This window comes from Psychrobacter sp. 4Bb (assembly GCF_002836735.1).
In the GTDB taxonomy this organism is placed as follows: Bacteria; Pseudomonadota; Gammaproteobacteria; order Pseudomonadales; family Moraxellaceae; genus Psychrobacter.
Genome location: NZ_PJAS01000061.1, coordinates 81296 through 107476 on the forward strand (window position 1 = coordinate 81296; position 26181 = coordinate 107476).

The window sequence follows — 26181 nt, forward strand, 5'->3', positions numbered from 1 at the left end:
GACGCACTTGTGTAAAATAATCTGACAAATATAGTGTGTCAGCGAGGCGCTTATTTGTTATAATGTGGCGTTATTTTTATAGGATAACTGAGTGGTTGGCGATGAGTCGGCACTGTGCATACAGATGCAATGATTGATACGCTTAACCCTGAGCTCCTACCCATCAAAATAACCACCACTAGGGGTCTGTATGTTGCGAATTGTCGATGAAGCCTTAACCTTTGATGACGTTTTATTATTACCAGCCTATTCTGAAGTTCTGCCAAAAACTGCTGATCTGTCTACTCGTTTGACCAAAAACATCACACTTAATCTTCCGCTAATCTCTGCGGCGATGGATACGGTGACTGAGTCTGAAATGGCTATCACTATGGCACAGCTTGGTGGCATGGGTATTTTGCATAAGAGCATGGACATCGAGAAGCAGGCAACACAAGTACGCCGTGTCAAAAAATTTGAAGCGGGTACCGTCGTTGACCCTATCACTGTGCATCCAGAGATGACCATCGGTGAATTGCTGCGTTTGACTCAAGATAATAATATCTCAGGTGTGCCTGTGGTCGAAAAAGGCACAGATAACGTTGTGGGTATTGTTACTCATAGAGATTGGCGTTTTGAGACCAATTTGTCATTGCCAGTTAGTCAGATTATGACGCCTAAAGAGCAGCTAGTAACTGTGCATGAAGGTGAAAGCAACGAAAATATCAAAAGATTGTTGCATGAGCATCGCATCGAAAAAGTCATCGTTATTGACGATAACTTCCGCCTGCGTGGTTTGATTACTGTTAATGATTTTGCCAAAGCTGAAAACAATCCAAATGCGTGTAAAGACGAGCAAGGTCGCCTACGTGTTGGCGCAGCTGTTGGTACTGGTGCTGATACGCAAGCACGCGTTGAAGCATTAATCGCCGCTGATGTCGACGTTATCGTTGTTGATACGGCGCACGGTCACTCAAAAGGCGTGATTGATAAGGTTTCTTGGATTAAGAAAAACTACCCACACGTACAAGTAATCGGTGGCAACATCGCAACAGGTGAGGCAGCAATCGCTTTACGTGACGCAGGTGCTGATGCAGTAAAAGTAGGTATCGGCCCTGGTTCTATCTGTACCACACGTATTATTGCAGGTATCGGTGTGCCACAAATATCAGCCATTGATAATGTTGCTAGTGCTTTAAAAGATAGCATTCCATTGATTGCTGACGGTGGTATCCGCTACTCAGGCGATATGGCAAAAGCAATCGCTGCAGGTGCATCATGCATTATGGTTGGTTCACTCATGGCTGGTACTGAAGAAGCACCAGGTGAAGTTGAGCTGTTCCAAGGTCGCTACTATAAAGCGTATCGCGGTATGGGTAGTTTGGGTGCAATGTCAGGATCAAACGGTTCTTCAGATCGCTACTTCCAAGATGCAAAAGATGGCGTAGAGAAGCTAGTACCAGAAGGTATCGAAGGCCGTGTTCCTTATAAAGGACCAGTTGCGGGTATCGTTAATCAGCTGGTTGGTGGCTTACGTTCATCAATGGGTTATACGGGCTCTGCCACGATTGAAGATATGCGTACCAATCCGCAGTTTATCAAAGTAACCTCAGCGGGTATGAAAGAGTCGCATGTGCATGATGTGCAAATCACTAAAGAAGCACCGAACTATCGAGTAAACTAGATCGTTCCGTGAAATACTTCTCTTTTATAGTTTTAAAATGTATTGATGTTAGCTGAGACGTAAGGCTGCAGCGAGCTTAAGATACAAACAGCCAACAATGCTATGTTATTGTTGGCTGTTTTTTTTGTAAAATACAGAAACAGATTATTACAACAATAGTATTGCCTGCGTATACGTTTGGCCTTTTATTTTTTTGACTTGAGGAACACATAATGAGCTATTTTGGCACTGATGGAATTCGCGGAAAATTTGGTGAATTACCAATTACACCAGACTTTATTTTAAAACTAGGCTATGTCACTGGGCTTGTCCTCATAGAAAAAAATGAAAATCCTACGCGTAAGCCAAGTGTGGTGATTGGTAAAGATACGCGTCTGTCAGGCTATGTGATAGAGGGAGCATTACAAGCAGGTTTTAATGCGGCTGGTGTTGATGTTTATATGCTTGGTCCATTGCCGACTCCAGCGATTGCGCATTTGACCCGTAGTTTCAATGCAGATGCTGGCGTGGTTATCTCAGCCTCGCACAACCCTTATTACGATAATGGTATCAAGTTTTTCTCAGGTGACGGCAAAAAACTTACTGATGAGATGCAAACTGCAATCAATAATAAATTGACGGCAATTATGAACGACGTTGGTAATGACGTTGCTATGATGCCTATTCTTGATCCTGCAAATTTAGGTAAGAACAATCGTATTAATGATGCAAAAGGTCGCTATATTGAGTTTTGCAAAGGCAGCTTCCCTTATCAATATGACCTCAGTCATCTGACGGTAGTAGTGGATTGTGCCAATGGCGCAGGCTATAGCGTAGCACCTAGAGTGATGCGCGAGTTGGGGGCCAACGTGATTGCCATCAATAATACGCCAGACGGCATCAATATCAATGCTGAATGTGGTTCTACCCATCCTGAGAGCTTACAGAAGGCTGTGCTTGAGCATGACGCAGATGTTGGTATTGCGCTAGATGGTGATGGTGACCGTATCGTAATGGTTGATGAGACGGGTAAGCTAGTCGACGGCGATGGGATCTTATATGTGCTTGCTACCCAAGGTAAAACCAAAGCTGAAGGTGTTGTCGGCACACTCATGAGTAATATGGGATTAGAGCTGGCGCTAAAAGATGCAGACATTAAATTTACTCGCGCAAAGGTGGGTGATCGCTATGTGATGCAGGACTTAGAGGCCAATGGTTGGATATTGGGCGGTGAGCCATCTGGTCATATTCTCTGCTTGGACAAAAGTCGCACAGGGGACGCTATCATTGCTGGCTTGCAAGTACTGGCAGTCATGCAAGCCAGAGAGCGTGCGTTAAGTGAGCTTGTTGAAGGTTTTGAAGTGTTGCCGCAAAAGCTAGTCAATGTACGTTTGTCTCAAATGCAAGATCCATTCAAACATGAGGAGTTGGTTGCTGCTTTTGATAAAGCACAGGCAACGCTAGAGGGTCGTGGTCGTCTGTTGATACGTCAGTCAGGTACAGAGCCTATGATTCGCGTGATGGTAGAATCAGATGATGAAATAGAATGTGATGTAATGGCTAATGACTTAGCTGATCTTATAAAATCGGTACTAGGCTAATAGTATTTGAGGCAATAAGTGGCATTCAAGATAATGAATGGTATTTAAGACAACAACATTATAGTTTTCAAATAAGGAGTTGCCATGAGCATGGACTTTACCGACCAACGCCTCTCATACGAGAAAGGCGAGCTTGACCAACAGTCAGTACCAACGTCACCATTTGAGCTCTTTAAAGCTTGGATGAATGAAGCGTTAGCACAAAAGGTGCAAGAGCCTTATGCAATGAGTTTGGCAACATGTGGCGCAGACAATAAGCCTAGCGTCCGTATTGTGTTACTACGCGAGATTACTGAGACAGGTATTGTTTTCTATACCAATTATGAAAGCGCAAAAGGGCAGGATATAGCAGAAAATCCTAATGCCGAAGCGTTATTCTTTTGGCATGAGCTGGAGCGCCAAGTTCGTATCAGCGGTAGTATTGCTAAAATAGCTGCTGATAAATCGGCTGCTTATTTCCAAAAGCGTCCCCATGATAGTCAAGTAGGTGCTTGGGTTAGTCAACCGCAAAGTGGTGAAGTGGCCAATCGTGAAGTCATGGAGCAAACGTTTGAACAGCTTCAAGCGGCACATCCTGATAATACTGCCGTACCAACGCCAGAGTTTTGGGGTGGGTATGAAATTACGATTGAACAAATCGAGTTTTGGCAAGGTCGCGCCAATCGGATGCATGACCGAATTGTGTATGCGCAGAGTAGCGGCGACGACAGTGAAGTCAGTGAAGGCAATACAAGCTGGACAACCAAACGTTTATTACCATAGTTGCTGTAGTTTGAAGCTATAGATTATAGAAAACTAAAAAAGCCACTCTAAATCCAATTTCTTTGGTATCTAGAGTGGCTTTTTTACGTTGACTATTTACCTTGTTTGGCATTATTTTTTATTCAACCTTTCATTCAACCTTTCATTTAATATTGGTATCGACATCCACTGAGACTGACATGCCAGGACGTAAGCGTGCCAGTTCAGGCTGGTTTTGGTCTAAGTCAATGCGTACAGGAATACGTTGAGCAATTTTTATGTAGTTACCTGTCGCAGGGTTGGCAGCAGCAGCACTAAACTCGCTACCAGTCGCTGGCGAGATATTACTCACGTGACCCGTAAATTTGGCACCGCCAAGCGCATCAACGTGAATGGTCGCAGGCTCGCCGATTGCCATATTGGCTATTTGAGTTTCCTTAAAGTTTGCAATAATCCAAATGCCCTTTGGCACGATATACATGAGCTGCGTACCAGCGCTGACGTATTGACCTTCTTTGACACTGACTTGGCTTAGCTGGCCAGATTCAGGCGCAGTGATGATAGTATTGTCTAGATTGATTTGCGCTTGCTTGACACCTGCCTCAGCATTTTTAATATTTGCGTCCAGCGATGAGCGACTACCGCTAGTCTTTTCACGGTTTTCTTGAGCGGCCTGTAAATTAGCCTCTGCTTGCTGTACCCCTGCTTGTGCTTGAGCCAATTGCGCCTTGATGTGAGCAACTTCTGCTTTCGATACCGCACCAATAGCATCTAAACCTTGATAACGGTTGACATCTTCACGCGCGCTTTCTACATTGATTTTGGCACTATACAAATCAGCTCTACGTGCTTCAATTTGCGCTTGGCTGGTTTGTGTATCCTGGTCATTGGTAGAACGGTTAGTAAGGGCTACCTCGGTATTTGCTTGGGCTTGGTCGAGCTGCTGCTGAAAGGTTCGATCATCTATCTTTATGAGTAAGTCGCCAGCTTTTACGTTGGCGAAGTCTTGCACGGCTACCTTGGTGACATAGCCAGAAACTTGCGGGCTAATAATAGTCGTCTGACCTTTGACAAAAGCATTATTGGTTTGCTGTACCGTTGGGGTGAACGGTGGAAGCTTCCATGCATACAAAATCAATGCCACGCCAATGACAATCAATAAAATTAATGAGCCTAAATTTAGATAGGATTTTTTCTTGGGCGACCAACCAGTAGTATCGGGTATTGGCTCTTTTGGTGGCATTGGTGTTTCATTGTTGTCTGAACTTTTTTCTACATCACCTTCTGCTGTCTTAGTTGCTGATGGCGAAGAAGTTGCAGCAGACTCTTCTTTACTTATATCGGACGCTATAGGTGTGTCTGTTGCTGGAGCGCCAGTGGACGTCTGAGGTGTTTGATTAAGCTCATTTGGTTTTTCTTGGCTCATGACGTGCTCCTAAATTTTCAATAAATATTAAAATAGACTGGCTATAAATGAATGGGGTGAAACATTATTAATAGAATAAGCTGAGTTATTTTGACTCACGCATTTTTGCAATAACGGCAAGCTCTTTAGCAAGTGGATTGCGCTTGTGGTAACGGTTATAAAAATAATTGATCAATAAAATGGCTGTAACGAAAGTAGCAAAACTGGCCATCAAAAAGAACAGATCACTATAAGCGGAGACAGTTGCTTGGCGCTGAATGCCTTGCAGTACTTGGCTAACTGCACTGATATTTGCTTGGGCTGCGTCAGTGGTCTGATTCGACAGCATGTTACGAGTGCCTGCCACCTGAGCGCTAAATGCAGGATCGCCCAAATTCAATGAGCTGACCATATCTGCATAATGCATTTGTGTACGAATGGTCGTAAATGCCTGAATGGCTGCCGCACCTGCCAGTCCGCCAACTGTTTGGGAGATGCCAAAAATCACTGAAAAACTAATAATATACGCAGGGCCACTGCCAATAGCCCGCAAAAACCCTTCAAAAACCAAAGGCCCCATGAAATAGACTGCAGCAAAGGCAATCAAAAACTGGCTAAGATAAAACATATAGGGCGCTGAATTAATAGACACACCAACATCCATCCAAGACCCTAAGGCAATCAATGCCACTGCAAAAATAACAGGTCGGCGCAAATCCATCGCATTGGTACTAAAAATACTAATAATCAAAGCCAGTGCACTGGCGGCTATAATAACAGCATAAAAAGTAACCAGCTGATCGTTACCGTAGCCGAGGTTAGCGAGCAATCCTGCCGCTCCGACATTTTGCTCAGATAGCAAAATCCGCATGACAGCGCCAGTCACCATAAAGGCAATAATATTGCGGCTACGCATCCAGCGCACTTGTAGCATCGGATTTTTGCGATGCGTCTCAATCCATAACGCGATGCTAATCCCGACGATAGCAATCATCAGTGGATAGACGAGCCAAGGTGTTGTCCACCATAAAATTCGACCCTGTACCAAAACGACAGCCAATGCAGCCAGACCACTGGCGAAAAAACCAAAGCTTACAAAATCCAATTTCTCAAATACTTTTTCTGTATTCCCTGGTGGTAGCTCTAATATATTAATCAGCCCAAAACAAATCAGCGCCAGACCAAATTGAAATAAAAATAAGTTTTCAAGCTGACCGTCGATGGCGAGGTAGGGCGAGATGACACGTGATAATGGAATACCAAACTGTACCAAACCAAAACCCAATATGAGACCACTAGTACGTTTGACGGTTGGCATACCCTGAAGACAATAAAACAAGCCCAATACGGTCATACCACTTGCCACCATACCACTAAGTCCCCTAGCGACAATCTCTAAATAATAGGGCTCAATGCTAATATTAGGTGTGTCTAACAAGTGGCTGCTGATCAGCCACTGTAGACTGGTGGCGGCTAACAAAAAGAACAGAGTGATTTTACTAAACAGTGACATACCAAATTGTTGGCGAATTTTGTACAGCAGAACGGTGATACAGGCATTGGTCATATTATAACTGACCGATATCCAACCACCTTCAGCTGGCGTTAAGCCTAGCTGACCCTGAATTTGCGTCAGGTTGGCGACAAGTAGACCATTTTGGAAGCTGGCAGTGAGACCAACGAAAATCCCAATAAGCAAATAAAATACTTTACGGCGTGCCGGATGGTCAGGATTGGCTGGAGATCCCACCATTATTGGCTGTTCGTGGGGCTTAAACTGGTATTCGTTACTCATGGGCGTACCACAATCTGTATAAGGAAATAGAGTGATATAGGACAGATGCCAGACGGGGAGTCAGGTCAGTGTAATTGGTATTTATAGCGTGAAAAGCCAGTCAACTCACTGATGGTATCTGAAAGATAACCCAAAAAATTCAGAAAGGATTTTATCATAACTTTTATCGTGCTTTTGTCATCGACACGTAATTCATGGATGGTGCTGAGCAATTTGTTTGGTTGCTCTATAGCTTAATGCTCTCATATGACATTGATGACTATAATTCGATGGTTACTCATGCAATCATAAAATAAAGCACGCATAAAAAACAGCTCTATACAGAGCTGTTTGTGTGTATCGGAAAATTGGTCTGTCAGTTATGATGCAATGCTAAACGGATTGGTCGTACTTAGCCTCTAGCTGCATAGCGCGCTGATAGCTATCGAGACTGGCAAGCGCTTCAGCATACTGCCTGATATTCGAGTAAGCGTCGAGTTTTTGACGCTTAGCGAGAATGATTAAGTCAAATGACAACATAAAGTCAGCACCACTTAGCTTATCACCCACAATGAACGACTTACCTTTAACCGAAGCATCCAGATATTCAAACAATCTGGTTTTTTCTGTATCGATATAGCCACTCAAAAACTCATTGTCATTGATGCCTGCTTTATTAGTAAATAGCTCAAGCATTAATGGCAACATCAGCGAGCTTTCTGCAAAGTCAATCCACTGTAGATAATACCCATAGTCCGAGCTGTCTGTCGCAGGACGTAGACGCTCGGGCGCAAATCGCTCAATCAGTAACTCAGTAATGGCCCCTGATTCAGCATAAATTTGGCCGTCCATCTCGATAACTGGAGATTTACCGAGTGGGTGAACTGCCTTCAGGGAATCTGGTGCCAAATGAGTCTTGGTATCGCGCTGATGGCTGACTACTTCATAAGGAACGCCTAGCTCTTCCAAGAGCCATAGCGTACGTAATGAACGTGATTGATTGAGATGATGTAAGCGAATCATGGTATCGACCTTATTGCGTAGTGAATTTGACTAACCTTTGAGCTTGTTGATCAAACGCTTAGCCGCTTCTTCTGATGAGGCTGGGTTTTGACCTGTGATCAATAAACCATCTTCGACCACAAACTCTTCCCAATCAGCGGCTTTTTCATAGTTACCACCGTTGGCTTTCAAGACATCTTCTACTAAGAAAGGCACCACGTCTGTTAAGCCAGCCGCTTCTTCTTCTGAGTTGGTAAAGCCAGTAACGGTTTTACCTTTTACTAAGTACTCGCCATCAACTTTGACGCTTTTAAGCGCGCCAGGTGCATGACAAACAAAGGCAACAGGCTTGTCTTGCTTGACGAAACTCTCGATCAATTCGATAGAGTGCTTATCTACTGCCAAGTCCCACAATGGACCGTGACCACCTGGATAAAAGACTGAATCAAAATCTTCTACTTTCATGTCAGCAAGTTTTTTGGTATTGGCCAAGTGCTCTTGCGCATCTTTGTCGTCTTTAAAACGTTTGGTATCTTTGGTTTGCGTGTCTTCAGTATCACTACTAGGATCTAGTGGTGGCTGACCGCCAGCAGGAGAAGCTAAAGTGACATTAGCACCCGCATCGAGAAACGCGTAGTAAGGAGCTGCAAATTCTTCTAGCCAAAATCCTGTTTTCTTACCAGTATCGCCTAGACGGTCGTGTGAGGTTAGTACCATTAAAATATTCATAATTATCCTTATTTATTGTTTATATGTGAGTAAAGCAAATTATTAACATCCACATTTTCATTGATAGAAGATTCATTCAAATGGCGAGCCAGATGACCAAAACGTTATCAGTATAAACGTTATCAGTATAAACGTTATCAGTATAAGTGGTGACCGCTAATATTATTCCTGCTTCAAACGTAACTTTCAGTAGTGATCTTAGCAAGTTGTGTTGTTAAGTGGTTATTAACAAAAATCGCTACCTATCGCTTGTTGTTTAACAAGAGCTACTTAACAAGACTTACCTAACATCAATCATTGAACGTCAGAGACTTTAACCACTGTCTTACCAAAGTTATCACCATTTAGCATACCGACAAAGGCTTTTGGTGCATTGTCTAGACCATCAGCGATGTGTTCTTTAGTTTTGACGTCGCCCGATTCTACCCATTTGCTCATGGTTTCTAAGAACTCTGGGAAGTGGTCGCCATACTCTTCAAAGATAATGAAGCCTTTGATGGTGAGACGGCGGCTTAAGATAAGTCCGGTCAATACGCTCAAACGATCTTTACCTTCAGGCAGTTCGGTTGCATTGTACTGGGCAACAAGGCCGCAGACAGGAATGCGAGCATGAGCATTCAGTAAAGGCATGACCGCATCAAACACATGACCACCGACGTTTTCGTAATAGATATCAATACCATCTGGGCACGCTGCTTTTAATTGCTCAGCGAAATCATCGGCTCTGTGGTCGATACAGACATCAAAGCCAAGCTCATTGACCGCAAAATCGCATTTTTCTTTACCGCCTGCTACACCAACGGTGCGCAGACCATATTGATTACCCACTTGACCGACAGTGGCACCGACGGGTCCAGTTGCTGCTGCCACGACTAAAGTCTCGCCTTTCTGTGGTTTACCGATATCAGTCAGACCCATGTAACCCGTGAACCCTGGCATACCTAACACGCCTAAACCATAAGAAGGGTTAGTCATATTTTTGTCCAGTTTTAGGACGCCTTCGCCATCACTGACACTGTAGTCCTGCCAGCCTGAGTTTGATACGACTAAGTCGCCTACTGCGAAGTTATCGATATTTGACTCGACTACCTGCGCTACGGTACCACCCATGATGACGTCACCGACTGCTAATGGGTCTGCATAGCTTTTTGCATCGCTCATACGTCCACGCATATATGGGTCTAATGACAGATATACCGTGCGTAGTAGCATCTCGTTATCGTTTGGCGTTGGGATGTCGCTAGTCGCCATGTCAAAATTGTCAGCAGTTGGCTCGCCGTTCGGGCGGCTCGCTAATTTGATTTGACGGTTTGTTTGTTGATTCTGTTGTTTGTCGAAGCTCATTGTAGGACTCCTTTATATTTATTAATTGTCATTATTATAGTGGGGTTAAATGTAGTAGCTACTCAGCATGGAATAGCTACTATAGATAGCATAACGATATGTACTTATTGTTACTGTCACGATTTTTCTTATAGTTCTTTTGACAGTTCTTGCTATAGCGCTTATTAAGACGCTTTGCTAGTTACAGCACGCTGCAAGATACGACGTGATACTTCTAGGTCGTTGGTACCATGTTCACCAAGCTTAACCATGTTATGTACTTCAAGCTGCTTGATAATTGGATCAATCGCTGATTCCGTCAAGTCAACGTCTTCTAGGCTAACTGGCAAGCCAAGCTCGCGGAAGAAGTTTTCAGTGTAAACAATAGCAGTTTCGATGATGGCATCGTCATCTAGGTCAGTATCGGTAATGTTCCATACGTTACGCGCATATTGAAGCAGTTTTTCTTTTTTGCTTTCTTTTAGCTCACGCATGACTGATGGCAATACGATGGTTAGCGTACGTGCATGATCGATAGCATGTAGTGACGTCAGCTCATGACCAACCATATGAGTTGTCCAATCTTGTGGCACACCAGTACCGATCAGGCCGTTCAATGCCATTGTTGCTGTCCACATAATGTTTTTACGTGTTTCTAGGTTTTCTGGATATTGCTTAACAACTAGACCTTCATCGATAAGGATTTTAAGCAAGCTTTCAGCAAAGGCATCTTGTACTTTAGCGTTTACTGGGTAAGTCAGATATTGTTCCATTACATGAACAAATGCATCAGCCACACCATTCATAACCTGACGTTCAGGCAAGGTAAGTGTTTTGATTGGATCTAGAATTGAGAATTTAGGGAAGGCAAGTGGGTTACCAAACGGTAGTTTTGCTTGACGTTCGCTATAGTTGATCACGCCGCCTGAGTTCATCTCAGAACCTGTGGCTGGGATGGTCAATACCGCGCCCAAATCGACAGCAGAATCGATGTTTTTGCAATAACCAGTTAAGGCATCCCAAGCTTGGTCACGTGAGACAGTGCCGTCTTCTTCAGTCAACGAAGAAACGAGTGCGACAAATTTGCTGCCGTCAATCACAGAACCACCGCCAACTGCTAATAAGAAGTCGATGTTGTGCTCATTAACCATATCAGCGGCCTTTAATAACGTAGTGAACTCTGGATTGGCTTCAATGCCACCGAATTCAAATACAGTACGGTTACCGCTTGCTGACAAGGCAGTTTTTACTTCGTCTAAAGTACCAGTACGCTGTGCTGAACCACCACCATAAGTAATGAGGACACGCGCATCAGTAGGGACTAGATCTGATAATTGCTCGATTTGACCTTCACCAAAAACGATACGGACTGGGTTGTAATATTGGAAGTTATTCATAAGATTCCTAATTAGTAATAAAAACGGTTCAATTAAATGGTTTTGACATGGGATATTGTCTGATATCAATCAATGAATGATAAGCAATGCTCGTATAGACATTCATTCTTAATATTTGTGCGCATTGTACACCAATTAGACCAGTCGTCTAGTTATATTTACAAAACTCTCGTATAACTGTCTAAGCCGTATGCAGATGTCTTTCAGAAATTTATTTAAAAAAGAGAAGGCAATAAAGCACACTGAATACTCAAGCGTAGTACTAACCGCTACTATCTATGAGAGTTATAAATATTCAATGTGCCTTAATGGTTACGCTAGAATTGCAGTTGCTAGAAATCTGAACGGTTAACGATTAGCGTCCCATTTGGGTCGTGGTCATTTGCCAAATTTCTGCTAAAGGGGTATTGGTTTGGCTAATCTTTGCAATCAAGCTTGCGCCAAGCCATGCAAAATACCAACGCTTGGCCATACTCTCAGCCGAGATGTTATCGTGACGAGGGACGGACTCATCGAGCCAGCCAGCTTTGATCTGCTTGGCGAGCCACATGGTCGTCTGCTGATAGCCAGTATCGAGTGCCTTACGCATGGTTTCTGACATATCGGCTACCTCTGCGCTGAGCTTCACTACCAAGCATTTCTCATGGTCACAGCCATTCTGCTGGGTGTCATACCAGTTTTGAAAATAATCATATAGCTTTTGCTGTGCACTGACATCTTGTGCATCGATGACATCCAACCGAGTCTTATATAAGCTAAAGTAATGATTAATAATGGCTTCACCAAAGGCTTCTTTAGAAGCGAAATAATGGTAAAAAGAACCCTTTGGCACACCTGCTGTATCTAAAATTTGCTTTAGACCAACAGCGGTAAAACCTTTTTTGGCGATTAATTGGTAGCCAGTGGCAAGTAAATGAGCTTTAGTATCTGGTGTCGTTGCGTCTGTATTAGACATAAACAGGATTATCTCCCTTAGTAGTTGCTTGTATTAGCGTATGCATTAGATAGTCAGTTAAAACAGTTAGCGTTCATTTGAACGTCACGTTGATGGCATATTGTAATAGGATATAGTTATATGTGTTACGTTTTATCAACAATATTCACTGACAAAATAGTCTTGTTTTATTAGTAGCTATGGTAGCATTAGACCAGTCGTCTAGCAAGGTAGGTTTTGTTGTTATCCGTTACCGTTAGTATTTATTGCTAAAGAACATCTTTCATTAGAGCTTTTTTAATTGATGACTGTTAATTGATCTAGTCGATGCAATTTAAGAGTAGTACAAGGCAACCGAGTGCAGATGTATATTTGATACCTCAAGCAAGGTTAACGCTGTAATACTTTTATAGTGTGATGACTATAGATCGGTAACGATTTTAGACTTACTACTTGCCAGATATTTTCTCATTAAGATATCGCCGACTTGATAATTTTATTTTAATAATCGCAAACCAATACTTAACACAATAAATCAAAAATAAGGATGATTATGTCAACCAATACTACGAGTGCATACAGTGATTTCCATTTGCAGTTCATCTCTGGTGAATGGCAAACCGGTAAAGACAACAGCACCAACACCAATACCAACCCATATAACGGTGATACGCTTGTAGAGATCCAGCAAGCGACCAAAGATCAGTTGAACGAAGCCTATGATGCTGCGACCCAAGCTCAAGAAGCGTGGGCCAAGCAGACGCCAGCAGAGCGTTCTGCAGTGTTGTATAAAGTCGTAAACATACTTGATCAGCGCCAAGAAGAAATCGTTGATTGGCTAATCAAAGAGTCGGGCAGTACCCGTATCAAAGCCATGGTCGAGTTCGGTGCGACGCGCGCGATTACCCTTGAAGCAGCGACTTTTCCTAACCGTGTCCATGGTGAGATTCGTCCATCGAATACCCCTGGTAAAGAAAACTTCATTTATCGTGAGCCAATCGGCGTTGTCGCTGTTATTAGCCCATGGAACTTTCCGCTGCATTTGACCCAGCGTTCTATCGCACCAGCCTTAGCACTTGGCAATGCAGTGGTACTCAAGCCTGCTAGCGATACGCCAGTGACTGGTGGTTTGCTATTGGCCAAAGTATTTGAAGAAGCGGGTCTACCAAAAGGTCTGTTAAACGTGGTTGTGGGTTCAGGTAGCGAGATAGGCGATGCAATCGTTGAACACAAAGCGTCAAGTTTTGTGTCATTCACAGGATCAACTTCAGTGGGTAAACACATCGGTGAGCTAGCTAATGGTGGTGAGCATATCAAACAAGTGGCACTTGAGTTAGGTGGAAACAGTCCATTTGTTGTACTCAAGGATGCAGATATTGATCAGGCAGTAAAAGCAGCCGTGTTCGGTAAGTTCTTGCATCAAGGCCAGATTTGTATGGCTATTAACCGAATTATTGTTGAAAATGAAGTGTACGATGAGTTTGTAGAGCGTTTCTTGTCTCATGTTAAAACGTTACAGGTAGGTGATCCTAACGATCAAGGTACTGCTATTGGCCCAATCATCAATGAGAAACAAGTTCAGTCACTTAGAGATAAGATTGATGAGGCACAGAAAGAGGGCGCAAAAATGCTCTTGAGCGGTGAAATCAATGGTCAATTAGTCCCGCCCCATGTCTTTACCGAAGTTACTAGAGAGATGGATATTGCCTATAATGAAATATTTGGACCATTGATAGGCATTATTCGAGCCAAAAATGAAGAGGATGCTTTGTCGATAGCTAATGATTCTATGTATGGCTTATCTAGTGCGGTGTTTACCGCAGACATGCAAAAAGGTTTACGTTTCGCTCGTGGTATCCGAGCAGGTATGACCCATATAAATGATATTCCAGTAAACGATGAAAGTAACGTGGCTTTTGGTGGTGAGAAAAACTCAGGCATCGGTCGTTTTAACGGTGAGTGGGTACTAGAAGAGTTCACTAGAACGCATTGGATCTCAATGCAAAATGAACCACGTGAATATCCATTCTAATTGTCCTAAAATAGAATGCTGATAGCTAATAAAAAAGACCGCTTTGATAGCGGTCTTTTTTGTGTGATATTTGGCAACTTACTGAGAATGACGTATTTGAAGTTGGTCAATTTCTTATCTGGCATGAAAGCCAAGTAGCCCTTCAATCTCTTCCATCGTCATCCGTCTTACCAGTGCTTGTTCTTCTACCGACAAGCGATTGGTGTGCTCTTTTATCATCGTATGAATACTCCGCGATATCTCAGAGGTAGTCGCGTAATACATTTGAGGCTGTTCTTTTGTCAATCTCATCAAAAATCGATTGATAAGTTTACGCTTTTCATCTGATTTATTTTCTTCAGTCGTAGTATTATTTTGAGTCATGGTGTTCTCCTAGAGGTAAGCCATTTAAGCAGTCAGACACATGAGAGTCAGTGCTTATAAGTAGTTTCTGGGGCTGAGCGCATTGCCTTACAAGTATTAGGCTCGCATCATAGTTGAATGCTAAGTATGTTTTACACTGTATATGATATTTCAAGACTACAGACTAAATATTGAAAATAATAGATAAGCGCTAAACAGCCAGAAGGATAGGGTATGTCAAATCAAGCAACGAACAACTCAGAGCACAACAATGTCACATTGGTGCTATTTCACAATGACTTGCGGGTAGCGGACAATGCCACTCTATTAAAAGCATCTGAAATCTCCACTGATGGAAGGCTGCTATTGGTTTATGCCTCATCGTTGACAGATGTATTAGACGATAAAGATCATTACGATGCCTATCGCTATGAGGCTATGGGCCAAGCCCGCCAGCAGTTTTTGCATGAGAGCCTAGCTGATTTAAATGCGTCATTGATGCAGCGGGGTAATAGGTTGCTGTATTTACAGAAAGACGATGAAGCATTGGACGTCTTTACTCAGTTGAATGATCTAATAGCGCAGCAACAAGTGACAGATATCTGCATCAGTCAAACGGCAGATTATAATCAAAACAAAGTATATGACCTTATACAGGCGAAATATCCAGAGATACAGTGGCACATTCAAACAACATCGACTTTGTTTGATGAGTTGCCGTTAGAGCAGTTGCCCAAAAGCTTTACGCAATTTCGTAAACAAATCGAAACTGATTATGATTTGCTACATGCAGAAAAAGATATAGTAATTTATCCAACGCCAGAATCACTTGCTCCATTGCCTGAGCATATGCTGAGTAGGAACGAGTACTTTTTTGAATCTCAGTTGTCTAATGAGGCAGGGCATGATAAACCATCACAGCAGCTATCCAGTTTTAGAGGTGGTGAGTTAAATGGCCTGAATCACTTACATAGCTATTTTGACTCCGATGCACCCAGCACTTATAAAACAACCCGAAACGCGCTAGATGACTGGACACATTCTACGAAGTTCTCCGCTTGGCTTGCAAACGGATCGCTATCTGTAAACACAGTATTAAATCGTCTGCGTCGCTATGAGCGCGATATCATCGCAAATGACTCTACTTACTGGATATGGTTTGAGCTGCTGTGGCGTGAGTATTTCTACTGGTATGCTGTCACCCATCAGCAAAAGTTATTTTGGTTTAAAGGTATCGGTCAGCACGCGCCTTCAACCCAATTGATTGAGAGTCTGTTAGCGCAATGGAAGCGTGGTACAACACAATATCCTATCGTCAATGCTTGCATGAACCAATTGCGCACGACAGGCTATATGTCGAATCGCGGGCGACAACTGGTTGCCAGTTGCTTTATTCACGAGCTAGGGCTTGATTGGCGTTACGGGGCAGCTTACTTTGAGCAACATCTTGTTGATTACGATGTCGGCAGTAATTGGGGTAATTGGCAATATTTGGCAGGCGTCGGCGCTGATCCAAGAGGATGCAGACAGTTTAATCTCGACAAGCAAACCCAGCAATACGATCCAAACGGTGAATTTATCCGTCAGTGGCAAGGCAACACTCAAAAGAGTGATTAATGTATGTTGAAAACTTCCACTCAACAGGTGACAACTATTATTAGACTAATCATAAGATAGGTTTAAACAATGAAAAAGCCCAGTCCTTATCTAACTTTTGCAGGTGCTATTCCGTTTGCCGCCTGTGCATTTTTGCTGATGATAGACGTTGTTACCGTGCCTATGCTTGGCTCGGTAGTCGATATACTAAGTGCTTATGGGCTAGTGATTGCATCGTTTATGGCAGGCGCGCATTGGGGTAATCATCTGAGCTTGGCTGACGACAATAAGTGGGCTATTAGACTTCCACTGTATAGCAATATCATTGCGCTTGGCCTCTGGCTTGGTTTTTTAATCTTATCAGCCAGTAGTTTTATTTGGCTATTAGTGATTGGTTTTATAAGTCTGTTGGTTATTGATTACAATCTTCATCGAGCGCAAATTATTAGCCATGCATACTTTAAGGTTAGGAAGTATGTCACGATGATAGTAGTCATATCGTTAGTCGTCGCGGCATTACAGTTGTAAGTGGTATTAACTAAGTCATGGCTAAATAATAGCTAAAGAACAGCCAGCTTGATTTCTCTATTTTTATAATTGGGAGATTGATTTTAGAGATTTCCGCAGGCGCCGCACTTTGGTGAGTAAAGTGTTTGATAGTTAGACTAAAGATTTATAAAGTTCATTTAAAATGAATGTTATAATCAAAGCCATCTATATTCCTCTAAGAAGATGGCTATGCACTCTATCAAGTTACCTAGCAAACCACCAAGCTCTCCGCATCCTATCCTTAATTTAAGCTTTCGCATATTTTTTAGTGCTGCTGCACTATTTGCCGTAGTAACGATGCTGCTATGGGTGTTTGTTTTTACTGGTCACACCGATATCGATGCACAGGTTTTGAACCCGTTATACTGGCACGGTCATGAAATGGTGTATGGTTATGCTCTGGCAGTGGTAGCCGGGTTCTTGCTAACTGCGGTCAAAACATGGACAGGGGTTATGATGCCGCATGGTTATAAATTGCTAGGTATCTTTGTCTGTTGGTTGTTAGCACGTCTGAGCTGGCTAAGTTTTGGGCTTGGCATAACGCTCATAGGTGATAGTATATCTTTGCTATATATAGCAGCCCTTTTTGATGTAGTATTTGTCGCCTCGATGGCATATGTGATATGTCGAGCAGTACGGCAAGTTAAGCAATACAAGCAAACAGGTATCTTGGCCAAGCTGGCACTGCTGACCTTTGGCAACGGACTCTGCTATTGGGGCATTATCAATGCTGATATGAACACAACCAAGATAGGCATTTATTTTGGGTTCTATTTGATCATCGGGTTAGTGCTAACGATTGGTCGACGTGTAGTGCCATTTTTTATCGAACGTGGTCTTAGTATGGATATGGAAACGTCAGAACCCATTAAACTACGTAATAGTAAGACACAAGATATCGCAAGCTTAGTGTTTTTCTTCGCCTTTTTTATTAGTGGTGTATTTTATCCAAATAAGTATTTTTTAACGATTACTGCACTTGGCGTAGCAGTGATTAATATCGTACGTCTGATAGGGTGGTATCATCACGGTATTTGGCAAAAACCATTACTTTGGTCGCTGTATATTGCGTTTTTAGGCACGTGTTTGAGTTTCTTATTGTATGCACTACAACCTTGGCTCGGTTATCCGCACAGCATCGCCATGCATGGACTAGCGATTGCAGGTGTTGGTATGATGACGTTAGCAATGATGACTAGAGTATCTCTGGGACATACGGGTCGCAGTATTCATCAACCGCCAAAAATGGTAAACGTTATGTATGGCTTGATGGTATTGGTATTTATCAGTCGCGTACTACTACCGCTAGTAGATATGAGTCATTACCTAATATGGATTATGGTGGCGCAAAGTGCTTGGATTGCATGTTTTGTGCTATTTTGCATCAGTTATCTGCCCATGCTGGCACGTCCTCGGCCTGATGGTTTGTTTGGTTAAAGCCGGCTAACGATACTGTCCACAAATGCTATGTCTAAATGTTATTACCAAAAATGTGACTTACTTTGTCTAGGGCGTGTCATCAATTAGCACATTGATGCAATTTATGGCCTTAAAATGGCTAAATTTTCGCTAAACTGTGTCAAAGTTCTTGTCAATATGTTCATATTCACTGCGAACTTTTCCTTATTTAGCATCAATTTATCTCATTTTTATCACCATTTTTAAAATGAGGACACGCCCTAGCTTAATATATAAAATTTATAAAAATAGGAGCGCAAATGAATGCGACTGACCAATTATAGTGACTACGCGCTACGCTCATTGATTTATTTAGCCGTGAGACCAGATCCATCACTATTGGCTAATATTAGCGATATTGCTGACAGCTATGGCATTTCTAAAAGTCATTTGACCAAGATTATTCATCAGCTGGGTCAGCTGGGTTATATAGAAAGTGTGCGCGGCAAAAACGGTGGCATACGATTGGCACGTGCACCTAAAGATATAAATTTGGGCGTATTGATCAAACAGATAGAGCCTGATTTTAATTTGGTTGAGTGCTTTGCCGTACCAGTGTCTCATAATGATAGTGAGCAGGGCGATCATCAGACGGATTTACCAGTGACATTCATTGAGGAAGAAAAGAATAAATCACTAGGCTGTGTGATTAGTCCAGCCTGCCAGCTAAAAAGCGTGTTTTTTGAAGCACTCACCGCATTTATCAATGTGCTTGAGCGTTATACATTAGCAGATATTCTGAACAACGAAGATGAGCTTGCGACATTGCTGTTTCGGTAACAGCTTCGATAATAGTGTTGATATGATTATGATCAGCTCACAAAAATGGGTCGCTACACTAGTAAATACAGTAATAGCGACCCATTTTTATATCTATAAAAAATATATGTCTAAGGTGTGAGAAGTTAGGCGTTTTCTAGTTTTGGACGTGCTTTCTTAACGGCTTTCACCAGTGCTTTCTCAAACCCACCTTCTTTGAACTGAACAAGATAAGAATGCGCAGCACAGAAATTGCGTACGTCACGCCATTCATGAGCCAAATTGGTCGCCCAGTCGCAGTATTGCGCGCCAGCGTTTGGCTCGTTTTTCAGTGCTTTTTTGGTTGTAGGATGCAGTATTAGCTCAGGCAATACAGCTTCTAATAGCTTCGTTGGTGGACTCATAAAAGTATCATCTACGTGCAAGCTTTGACTGGCAGGATGATAAGCCAATAAAGAACCTGCATGGATCATCTCATTGGGCGAAATATAGTAAATGCCCTCTGACATTGAAAACTTAAGTTCAGGATAGCGTGCAGCGACTGCGTCACTTTCTACCAAATCATCTGCCCAATTGATTTCTAGTACTTTTTTATGGTGACGGCTACTGCCATAAAACGTCGCTTGCGGGAAGTCTTTGGCCATTTGAGCACAGCTGACTGTATGAAACGGATGTACGTTCAGCACCGCTTCAACATCTTGACCATTATTGGTAAGTGCCATAACCTCATCTCGAACATCACCCGTTAGAGCGTAACTGTCCAAAAAGATAAATTTCCCTGATGGCAGCTTGACCAACGAGCATTGAGTGCCGATATTTAACACGCCACCGAGACGGAATGTTCCGCGTATGTTCCAAAACCCTGCCCCTAAATCATGAATTTTATCTGACATTTATAGTTTTCCTTATTTTATATATTGAGTTAAAAAAATAACCATGCTTTTCTGTTGCTAATCTTTAACTTTCGCTCTTAATATAGTAACGTCTAAAATCACTTAGACTCAAGCTCATTACGAGCGCTATCAATGACTAACAAGAGTGCTGCCTCAAATTTACCTTCCTCAAACACCACTAAGCCTGAATGTGCGCCGCAAAAATGACGGCCACTGCGCCACTCATGTGCCAGCTCTATTGCCCAATCACAATACTCTTTACCAGCATTAGCGTCATCTTTGAGCGCTTTTTTGGTGGTTGGATGTAAGCCTAGGTTAGGCTGTACGGCATTGAATCGCTTGGAAGGTGGTATCTCAAAAGTATCATCGACATAAATGCTTTGGCTAGCAGGGTGGTAGACTAACAGCGAGCTGGCATGAACCGTTTCATCCGGTGAGATGTAATGGATGCCTTGGGGCAAGGAAAATTTAAGTTCAGGGTAGCGCGCAGCAACGGAATCGCTTTCGACCAAGTCATCTGCCCAATTGACTTCAGGCACTTGTTCTGGATGTCGGCTACTGCCATAAAACGTCGCTTGCGGAAAGTCTTTCGCCATTTGAGCACAGTGTACCGTATGGAACGGATGAACATTAAGCACGGCTTCAACATCTTGACCATCATTGGTCAATGCCATTACTTGCTGATGAACGTCATCCTTTAACGTATAGCTATCTAAGAATATAAATCGTCCTGATGGTAGTTTTATGAGGGCACATTGGACACCGATATCAAGTATGCCGTTCTTTATAAATGAGCCTCGAATACTCCAAAACCCTGCCCCTAGATCATAAATTTCATCAGTCATCAACATTACTCCTTGATTGTTCATTTATTCAATCGTTTTACTTGTTTGTAGCACTCTATAGTCAGTTCAATATGATTTGGATACAAGGAAGGCGAGTGAAAGTACTACAAATAGTAGACTAAGCGAGCCTGACACAAATAGTAGACTAAGCGAGCCTGACACAAATAGTAGACTAAGCGAGCCTGACACAAATAGTAGACTAAGCGAGCCTGACACCGAATCCAATTTATAGAGGATTGACTATATGATTATTAATTTTTATGGCAGTAATGTCTGTAAGAAAAAAGATAGAAGCAATGTAGATGTGTAAAAATAAAAAAGAGTTGTTATTCAAATGTCATTATTAACAGTGAAAGCTGTCTGTCCTTCCTTTTGTAAGTAGATTAAAAAATAGCTTATAAACAGTCTTCGTAATCATAGGCTGAGATACGAGGATCGTCTTTGTAGCTTTCATTGCCACATAAGAATTTATCGAAACGGGTATCGCCGTTAATATAACGTTGCATCCATGCGATAGCAGGCTTACTTAATAGCTTTTCGTTAAAACGATGACTGGCACAGAAATGACTGCCGTTGTTAATCTCGACCTTCATTTTTGGACCGTCAGCTTTTTGATAAAAGGCATTGGTATATTTTTTATTCGGGGCGATACGGTCATTTTCACAAGCGATGAATAGAGCAGGCGTATCCATCGCACCATAGCTCGTATCGTGATAGGGCGTTTGTGCAATGATGGCTTGCACCGTACTGCGCTCAGTTGCCAATCGTAGCGCACCGCCGCCGCCCATTGACCAGCCAATCGCCCCCAAACGGTTTGAGTCGATCATATGTCCTACTGTTTCATCAGCGATAAGGTGATCGAGAGCAGTGCCCAATTGCTCAGCACGGCTATCTGGGTTATCGTAAATAGAGCTAGTATTAATAGTAATAACGACAAATCCCCAAGAGGCTAAACGCGGTCCCCACCATTTGATAGAAGACTCATAAGACACGTAACCTGGCACCACCGCGATACCACCTAGTAGACCACAGTTAGCAGCATCCGTTGGATAGTGTATGGTGCCGCCACCAAAACCATTGGCTGATTGGCGATTCACGTGCTTGGACTTTACAGAAAACGGACCGTTATCACGTGTTTTTGTGAGCTCAGTAGCAGTGATAGCGTCATCCTTTATACAGTCTAATGCCGCTAGTGAGTTTGTAGAGTTAAATGTCGATACGACTGGATTAAGGTTTTTAACCCTAGTTTCGGACACAGTTATTTCTGCTACAGCCATCGTAGAGAAAACCAATGTACTCATCGCAATAATCAGTTTTGAAAGCACCATATTTTTCATCATAGTAAATTGTATTCTAAAAGATTGTGTAGTCGTGCACGTCTCTAGGCTAGAAAAAATAGACGTAGGTAGTGATTGTTAACTGTCACTGTTATCAATCGTTAAAGTAGTTAAATGATTAACAAATGCGTCAACAGCATCTAACCATACTATCCTGTATATGCAATAAACGTAACGTTGATCATGACCTTGTGAGTCGAAAACTGTCTTCACCGTCTTAAGTCGAAATGTGATTCCTAGTCAAGTTTTTCTACGATAATCTCGAACCCAAATAAAGAATCTATCAAGAGGCAATAACACTTTTAAACCTGAGTATATTGATGAATGTGCTACCATAATTGGCTTGTCATTATGATGAACATTTATCGTTTAATAACGGTGCTTTTGCTTATACATTTAGCATAAATCACCTTTATTCCTCTCTACCATCCACGCCAGTGACGGTTATCATTTACAGTCATGGTATAACCAATATAGTCAGATCCCCTGTGAATAATTCTAAAGATCAGATCCAAGATATAACAGCTGTGCCACCAGTCACCTCCAATCATTCAACATCGTGGATATTGAAGCTCACAATCGGTTTGATAGGTATGTTTGCTTTTTTGCAAGTGTATTCTATTCAGGCAGTACTACCGGTCATGATGGTGGACTTTGCTGCGACCGAAGTACAAGCAGGCATGATCGTTGGTGCCACTGTGTTAGCCATTGCGATTATGTCACCATTTCTAGGCATGCTCTCAGATGCAGTCGGGCGCAAGTCGTTTATCGTTGGTGCTTTATTGTTTTTAGCGATACCAACAGCGCTTATTGCCCAGAGCTCGAGCATTGAATGGGTCGGCATTTGGCGTTTTATGCAAGGGTTGTCTGTACCGGGTATTACGGTGGTGACAATTGCCTATATCGGTGAGGAGTTTGAGGGCCGGGCAATGACTGAGTTGATGTCCTTTTATGTGTCAGGATGCGTGCTTGGCGGCTTTATGGGTCGGTTCTTGCTGGGGCATTTGCATGAGTTGATTGGCTGGCGGCATGGTTACTACGTCATGACCGCAATGACCTTGCTAGGCGCGATATGGGTCGGCAAGATGCTACCATCGTCTCGTCACTTTGTGGCCAACCCTAATTTTCGCTCGGCGATACAGACGCTGGGTGAGCATGTCACCAATCGCTATGTGGTAACAGCATGTCTGCTTGGCGCTTGCGTGCTGTTCTCCCTTGTAGGCTGCTTCACTTTTATCAATTTACATTTGGCAGATAAGCCTTATGAGCTTGGCACTGGTGCGCTCGCCAATATTTTTGCAGTATATTTGCTTGGTGTTATTATCACGCCGTTATCTACGACATTGCTACGTCGGTTTGGCTCAGCGCGTACAGTACGGGTGGCTATCGTCGTATCTATGGTCGGAGTATTATTGACTCTAGTCACGCCATTATGGGGGGTGATTATAGGACTGGCTATTATGTCGTCAGGTGTATTTATCACACAGTCAGCGACTATCAGCTATATCGCGGTCAATGTGAAAAAGGGTCGTTCATTAGCTTCGGGTCTATATTATATGGGCTACTATACAGGCGGTACGCTAGGGGCCTGGCTGGGTGGCATAGCTTATGCGCGAGGGCAGTGGTCTCTTACCGTATGGTTGTTATTGTTTGTGCAGGTACTGGCGTTATTAATAGCCAGCTTTGGAATGATTAAAACCACAGTACGGGCAAAGTGATTGGCTTTCTTATGTAGTGTATGTTTGATCAGTCATCTTGTGATACTTAATGTAAGACCGCTTTACACAGCGCCGCTTTTTTCTTACTATCAATAACGATGTTATTATAAAAATTAAAATGGTTAGCGCAGTAGATTTTATGCTGCTATTAACTTGATTGTTATTTATCTCTTATAAGTACGATAAACAAGGAAGTCAGATCTATGTCAAACATTTACCACAGTGCACCATCTGCCTACGATTATCCATTACTGGTCAAGCAGTTATTAAGCCGTGCAAAAACGGTATCGCAAGATCAAGAGATTGTGTATGCGGACAAAAAGCGCCTGACTTATAAAGAGTTGTTTGAGCGTATCAATCGATTGGCCAATGTATTGGCAGACTTAAAGCTTGATGCAGGTGATGTGGTTGCCGTGATGGATTGGGACAGTCATCGTTATCTTGAATCTTATTTTGCCGTGCCAATGTCAGAGTACGTTTTACAGACCGTCAATATCCGTTTATCTCCTGAAAAAATCCTCTATACCATCAACCATGCCAAGCCCAAAGTACTCATGCTCAATTCTGAGTTTGCGCCATTGGTTAAAGACTATCAGTTTGAGAACTCAAGCATTGAGCATATTATCTGGCTTGATGACAACGGTGTCACTGCTGAAGGTATCTTTGGTAGCAATCAAAGCCGTGTCACAGGCGAGTATGAAGCGCTATTAGAAGCTGCCAATAGCGAATTTGATTTCCCAGATTTTGATGAAAACACCATCGCAACGACTTTTTATACCTCAGGCACGACAGGTGATCCAAAAGGGGTCTTCTTTAGTCATCGTCAGCTAGTGCTACATACACTAGCAGAAGCGGCAACTTTGGGTATGCTGCCTGATAAGCAAGGCGTGAGCTATGGTGATGTTTATATGCCTATGACGCCAATGTTCCATGTGCATGCATGGGGTTTTCCGTTTACAGCAACGATGGTAGGTCTAAAGCAAGTCTATCCAGGTCGCTATGCGCCTGATACGTTGATGGACTTAATTGTCAATGAAAAGGTCAGTATCACCCATTGTGTACCAACGATTTTGCAAATGGTACTCAAAGAAGCACAAGACCGTGACGCTAGCTTTAATGGTCTAAAAATGATTATTGGTGGCTCACGATTGACAGAAGGTCTAGCTAAGACGGCAATGGCACAAGGTATCGAAGTCTATACAGGCTATGGTATGTCAGAGACTGCACCGCTCATTAGTTTGACCCACTTTAGCTTAGATGAGCCAGCAATGACGGAAGAAGAGGATATTGAACGTCGTTGTATGACAGGTAAGCCAGTGCTCATGGTTGATGCTCAAGTATGGGGTGAAGGCAACAAATCCGTAGGGACTGGACCAGACAATACAGGCGAGCTGGTATTGCGTGCGCCTTGGTTGACCCAAAGCTATCTTAAGAATGACGATGCTGGCAAAGAGCTGTGGGAAAATGGCTATATGCATACCCAAGATATCGCTTACCTACGTCCTGATGGCTACATTAAAATCACCGATCGCTTAAAAGACGTAATCAAATCAGGTGGTGAGTGGATTTCATCACTAGAGATTGAGACCATTTTATCACTACATCCGTCAGTGGCTGATGTGTCAGTGATTGGGGTGCGTGATAAGCAATGGGGTGAGCGTCCGTTGGCTTTGGTGGTGCTAAAGCCTGATGCTAAGGATACTAGTGCTGATGATATCAAAGCGATTGCAGAAAAAGCGGTAGAGCGCGGTATCATTCCTAAATATGGCGTGCCAAGTCAGTTTAAGTTCGTTGATGAGCTACCCAAAACTTCCGTTGGTAAACATGATAAAAAAGTCATGCGTGAGATGTATGCCAATCAAACTGAGATTTAATTAGTATTAGTTAAATGTTCAAATATTTGTATTCGTCAAAATGTAGTGCGTATTACACGCTTAATAGTTGACCTTTCCGATAGGCTCTGCTACATTTTAAACCGATACAATATGTATCGGTTTTTTAATTCTGGCAAGGATGACCAGTATTTACTAAGACATGGTTTTTTATAGTTGAAGCATTTTAGAGTTGGTATTAGCCAGTGGCACGTAGACAGTACGTTGCACGA

General features: G+C 42.7%; 21 protein-coding genes. 10 read left to right on the forward strand and 11 right to left on the reverse strand.

The annotated features are described in order from the left end of the window. The first annotated feature begins 190 nt into the window (after window positions 1-190). The 3 genes from guaB (at window position 191) to pdxH (ending at window position 4005) form a co-directional block, all read left to right on the forward strand. Window positions 191-1663 carry an IMP dehydrogenase gene (guaB, locus tag CXF60_RS07720; RefSeq protein ID WP_057760534.1) on the forward strand — a complete coding sequence of 491 codons (1473 nt, stop codon included), beginning with the start codon at window positions 191-193 and terminating at the stop codon, window positions 1661-1663. Between the two features lie 212 nt (window positions 1664-1875). Then, the gene (gene glmM, locus CXF60_RS07725; RefSeq protein WP_102091471.1) at window positions 1876-3243 is read left to right on the forward strand and encodes a phosphoglucosamine mutase; all 1368 of its coding nucleotides are present in this window, start codon (window positions 1876-1878) and stop codon (window positions 3241-3243) included. A 90-nt stretch (window positions 3244-3333) separates the two neighbouring features. After that, entirely contained in the window at window positions 3334-4005 is a 672-nt protein-coding gene (gene pdxH, locus CXF60_RS07730) for a pyridoxamine 5'-phosphate oxidase (protein ID WP_180958116.1), read from the forward strand. A 142-nt stretch (window positions 4006-4147) separates the two neighbouring features. Here the strand turns inward: pdxH and CXF60_RS07735 are convergent, their stop codons facing one another. The 7 genes from CXF60_RS07735 to CXF60_RS07765 all read right to left on the reverse strand — a co-directional run bounded on the left by CXF60_RS07735 (window position 4148) and on the right by CXF60_RS07765 (window position 12569). Continuing rightward, complete coding sequence (locus CXF60_RS07735) at window positions 4148-5410, reverse strand: HlyD family secretion protein (protein ID WP_102091473.1); 1263 nt, start codon at window positions 5408-5410, stop codon at window positions 4148-4150. 85 nt (window positions 5411-5495) lie between these two features. Continuing rightward, window positions 5496-7184, reverse strand: coding sequence for an efflux MFS transporter permease (locus CXF60_RS07740; RefSeq protein ID WP_102091474.1), 1689 nt, complete (start codon window positions 7182-7184; stop codon window positions 5496-5498). Between the two features lie 372 nt (window positions 7185-7556). Further along, window positions 7557-8186: a glutathione S-transferase family protein gene (locus tag CXF60_RS07745; RefSeq protein WP_102091475.1), complete on the reverse strand. Its 630-nt coding sequence runs from the start codon at window positions 8184-8186 to the stop codon at window positions 7557-7559. 30 nt (window positions 8187-8216) lie between these two features. Beyond that, the gene (locus CXF60_RS07750; protein WP_102091476.1) at window positions 8217-8894 is read right to left on the reverse strand and encodes a type 1 glutamine amidotransferase domain-containing protein; all 678 of its coding nucleotides are present in this window, start codon (window positions 8892-8894) and stop codon (window positions 8217-8219) included. A 294-nt stretch (window positions 8895-9188) separates the two neighbouring features. Next, window positions 9189-10238, reverse strand: a complete 1050-nt coding sequence (locus CXF60_RS07755; protein WP_102091477.1) for an NADP-dependent oxidoreductase — start codon at window positions 10236-10238, stop codon at window positions 9189-9191. A gap of 164 nt (window positions 10239-10402) precedes the next feature. Further along, window positions 10403-11614, reverse strand: coding sequence for an iron-containing alcohol dehydrogenase (locus tag CXF60_RS07760; RefSeq protein WP_102091478.1), 1212 nt, complete (start codon window positions 11612-11614; stop codon window positions 10403-10405). Between the two features lie 355 nt (window positions 11615-11969). Continuing rightward, window positions 11970-12569 (reverse strand): TetR/AcrR family transcriptional regulator, encoded by a 600-nt coding sequence (locus CXF60_RS07765; protein ID WP_057760518.1) that lies wholly within the window; start codon window positions 12567-12569, stop codon window positions 11970-11972. 532 nt (window positions 12570-13101) lie between these two features. Here CXF60_RS07765 and CXF60_RS07770 point away from each other — a divergent pair. Further along, window positions 13102-14580 (forward strand): aldehyde dehydrogenase family protein, encoded by a 1479-nt coding sequence (locus tag CXF60_RS07770; protein ID WP_102091479.1) that lies wholly within the window; start codon window positions 13102-13104, stop codon window positions 14578-14580. A 114-nt stretch (window positions 14581-14694) separates the two neighbouring features. Here CXF60_RS07770 and CXF60_RS07775 read toward each other — a convergent pair whose 3' ends face one another. Further along, window positions 14695-14943 carry a hypothetical protein gene (locus CXF60_RS07775; protein WP_057760515.1) on the reverse strand — a complete coding sequence of 83 codons (249 nt, stop codon included), beginning with the start codon at window positions 14941-14943 and terminating at the stop codon, window positions 14695-14697. Between the two features lie 213 nt (window positions 14944-15156). Here CXF60_RS07775 and CXF60_RS07780 point away from each other — a divergent pair, with 213 nt between their 5' ends. The 4 genes from CXF60_RS07780 (at window position 15157) to CXF60_RS07795 (ending at window position 19305) form a co-directional block, all read left to right on the forward strand. Continuing rightward, a complete protein-coding gene (locus CXF60_RS07780; RefSeq protein ID WP_102091480.1) occupies window positions 15157-16539 on the forward strand; it encodes a DASH family cryptochrome in 1383 nt (460 codons plus the stop codon). A gap of 69 nt (window positions 16540-16608) precedes the next feature. Further along, on the forward strand, window positions 16609-17046 hold the full coding sequence (locus CXF60_RS07785) for a DUF3429 domain-containing protein (protein ID WP_102091481.1): 438 nt from the start codon (window positions 16609-16611) through the stop codon (window positions 17044-17046). A gap of 210 nt (window positions 17047-17256) precedes the next feature. Continuing rightward, complete coding sequence (locus CXF60_RS07790; RefSeq protein WP_102091482.1) at window positions 17257-18504, forward strand: NnrS family protein; 1248 nt, start codon at window positions 17257-17259, stop codon at window positions 18502-18504. Between the two features lie 285 nt (window positions 18505-18789). Then, window positions 18790-19305 carry an Rrf2 family transcriptional regulator gene (locus CXF60_RS07795; protein ID WP_057760508.1) on the forward strand — a complete coding sequence of 172 codons (516 nt, stop codon included), beginning with the start codon at window positions 18790-18792 and terminating at the stop codon, window positions 19303-19305. A 125-nt stretch (window positions 19306-19430) separates the two neighbouring features. Here the strand turns inward: CXF60_RS07795 and CXF60_RS07800 are convergent, their stop codons facing one another. The 3 genes from CXF60_RS07800 to CXF60_RS07810 form a co-directional block, all read right to left on the reverse strand. Next, entirely contained in the window at window positions 19431-20177 is a 747-nt protein-coding gene (locus CXF60_RS07800) for a hypothetical protein (protein ID WP_102091483.1), read from the reverse strand. A 98-nt stretch (window positions 20178-20275) separates the two neighbouring features. Then, window positions 20276-21022, reverse strand: a complete 747-nt coding sequence (locus tag CXF60_RS07805) for a hypothetical protein (RefSeq protein WP_102091484.1) — start codon at window positions 21020-21022, stop codon at window positions 20276-20278. Window positions 21023-21417: 395 nt separating this feature from the next. Next, entirely contained in the window at window positions 21418-22350 is a 933-nt protein-coding gene (locus tag CXF60_RS07810; protein WP_102091485.1) for a dienelactone hydrolase family protein, read from the reverse strand. A gap of 536 nt (window positions 22351-22886) precedes the next feature. Here CXF60_RS07810 and CXF60_RS07815 point away from each other — a divergent pair. Both CXF60_RS07815 and CXF60_RS07820 read left to right on the forward strand, forming a co-directional pair. Next, the gene (locus tag CXF60_RS07815; protein WP_201568044.1) at window positions 22887-24077 is read left to right on the forward strand and encodes an MFS transporter; all 1191 of its coding nucleotides are present in this window, start codon (window positions 22887-22889) and stop codon (window positions 24075-24077) included. A 203-nt stretch (window positions 24078-24280) separates the two neighbouring features. Continuing rightward, window positions 24281-25951: a fatty acid--CoA ligase gene (locus CXF60_RS07820; protein WP_102091487.1), complete on the forward strand. Its 1671-nt coding sequence runs from the start codon at window positions 24281-24283 to the stop codon at window positions 25949-25951. The last annotated feature ends 230 nt before the right edge of the window (window positions 25952-26181 follow it).

Coding starts and splice junctions, on each gene's coding strand:
- CXF60_RS07765 (WP_057760518.1), bottom strand. CDS start 12,569: ATGTCTAATACAGACGCAACGACACCAGATACTAAAGCTCATTTACTT.
- pdxH (WP_180958116.1), top strand. CDS start 3,334: ATGGACTTTACCGACCAACGCCTCTCATACGAGAAAGGCGAGCTTGAC.
- CXF60_RS07785 (WP_102091481.1), top strand. CDS start 16,609: ATGAAAAAGCCCAGTCCTTATCTAACTTTTGCAGGTGCTATTCCGTTT.
- CXF60_RS07810 (WP_102091485.1), bottom strand. CDS start 22,350: ATGGTGCTTTCAAAACTGATTATTGCGATGAGTACATTGGTTTTCTCT.
- CXF60_RS07795 (WP_057760508.1), top strand. CDS start 18,790: ATGCGACTGACCAATTATAGTGACTACGCGCTACGCTCATTGATTTAT.
- CXF60_RS07745 (WP_102091475.1), bottom strand. CDS start 8,186: ATGATTCGCTTACATCATCTCAATCAATCACGTTCATTACGTACGCTA.
- CXF60_RS07820 (WP_102091487.1), top strand. CDS start 24,281: ATGTCAAACATTTACCACAGTGCACCATCTGCCTACGATTATCCATTA.
- CXF60_RS07735 (WP_102091473.1), bottom strand. CDS start 5,410: ATGAGCCAAGAAAAACCAAATGAGCTTAATCAAACACCTCAGACGTCC.
- CXF60_RS07740 (WP_102091474.1), bottom strand. CDS start 7,184: ATGAGTAACGAATACCAGTTTAAGCCCCACGAACAGCCAATAATGGTG.
- glmM (WP_102091471.1), top strand. CDS start 1,876: ATGAGCTATTTTGGCACTGATGGAATTCGCGGAAAATTTGGTGAATTA.
- CXF60_RS07775 (WP_057760515.1), bottom strand. CDS start 14,943: ATGACTCAAAATAATACTACGACTGAAGAAAATAAATCAGATGAAAAG.
- CXF60_RS07780 (WP_102091480.1), top strand. CDS start 15,157: ATGTCAAATCAAGCAACGAACAACTCAGAGCACAACAATGTCACATTG.
- CXF60_RS07755 (WP_102091477.1), bottom strand. CDS start 10,238: ATGAGCTTCGACAAACAACAGAATCAACAAACAAACCGTCAAATCAAA.
- guaB (WP_057760534.1), top strand. CDS start 191: ATGTTGCGAATTGTCGATGAAGCCTTAACCTTTGATGACGTTTTATTA.
- CXF60_RS07760 (WP_102091478.1), bottom strand. CDS start 11,614: ATGAATAACTTCCAATATTACAACCCAGTCCGTATCGTTTTTGGTGAA.
- CXF60_RS07800 (WP_102091483.1), bottom strand. CDS start 20,177: ATGTCAGATAAAATTCATGATTTAGGGGCAGGGTTTTGGAACATACGC.
- CXF60_RS07790 (WP_102091482.1), top strand. CDS start 17,257: ATGCACTCTATCAAGTTACCTAGCAAACCACCAAGCTCTCCGCATCCT.
- CXF60_RS07750 (WP_102091476.1), bottom strand. CDS start 8,894: ATGAATATTTTAATGGTACTAACCTCACACGACCGTCTAGGCGATACT.
- CXF60_RS07770 (WP_102091479.1), top strand. CDS start 13,102: ATGTCAACCAATACTACGAGTGCATACAGTGATTTCCATTTGCAGTTC.
- CXF60_RS07805 (WP_102091484.1), bottom strand. CDS start 21,022: ATGACTGATGAAATTTATGATCTAGGGGCAGGGTTTTGGAGTATTCGA.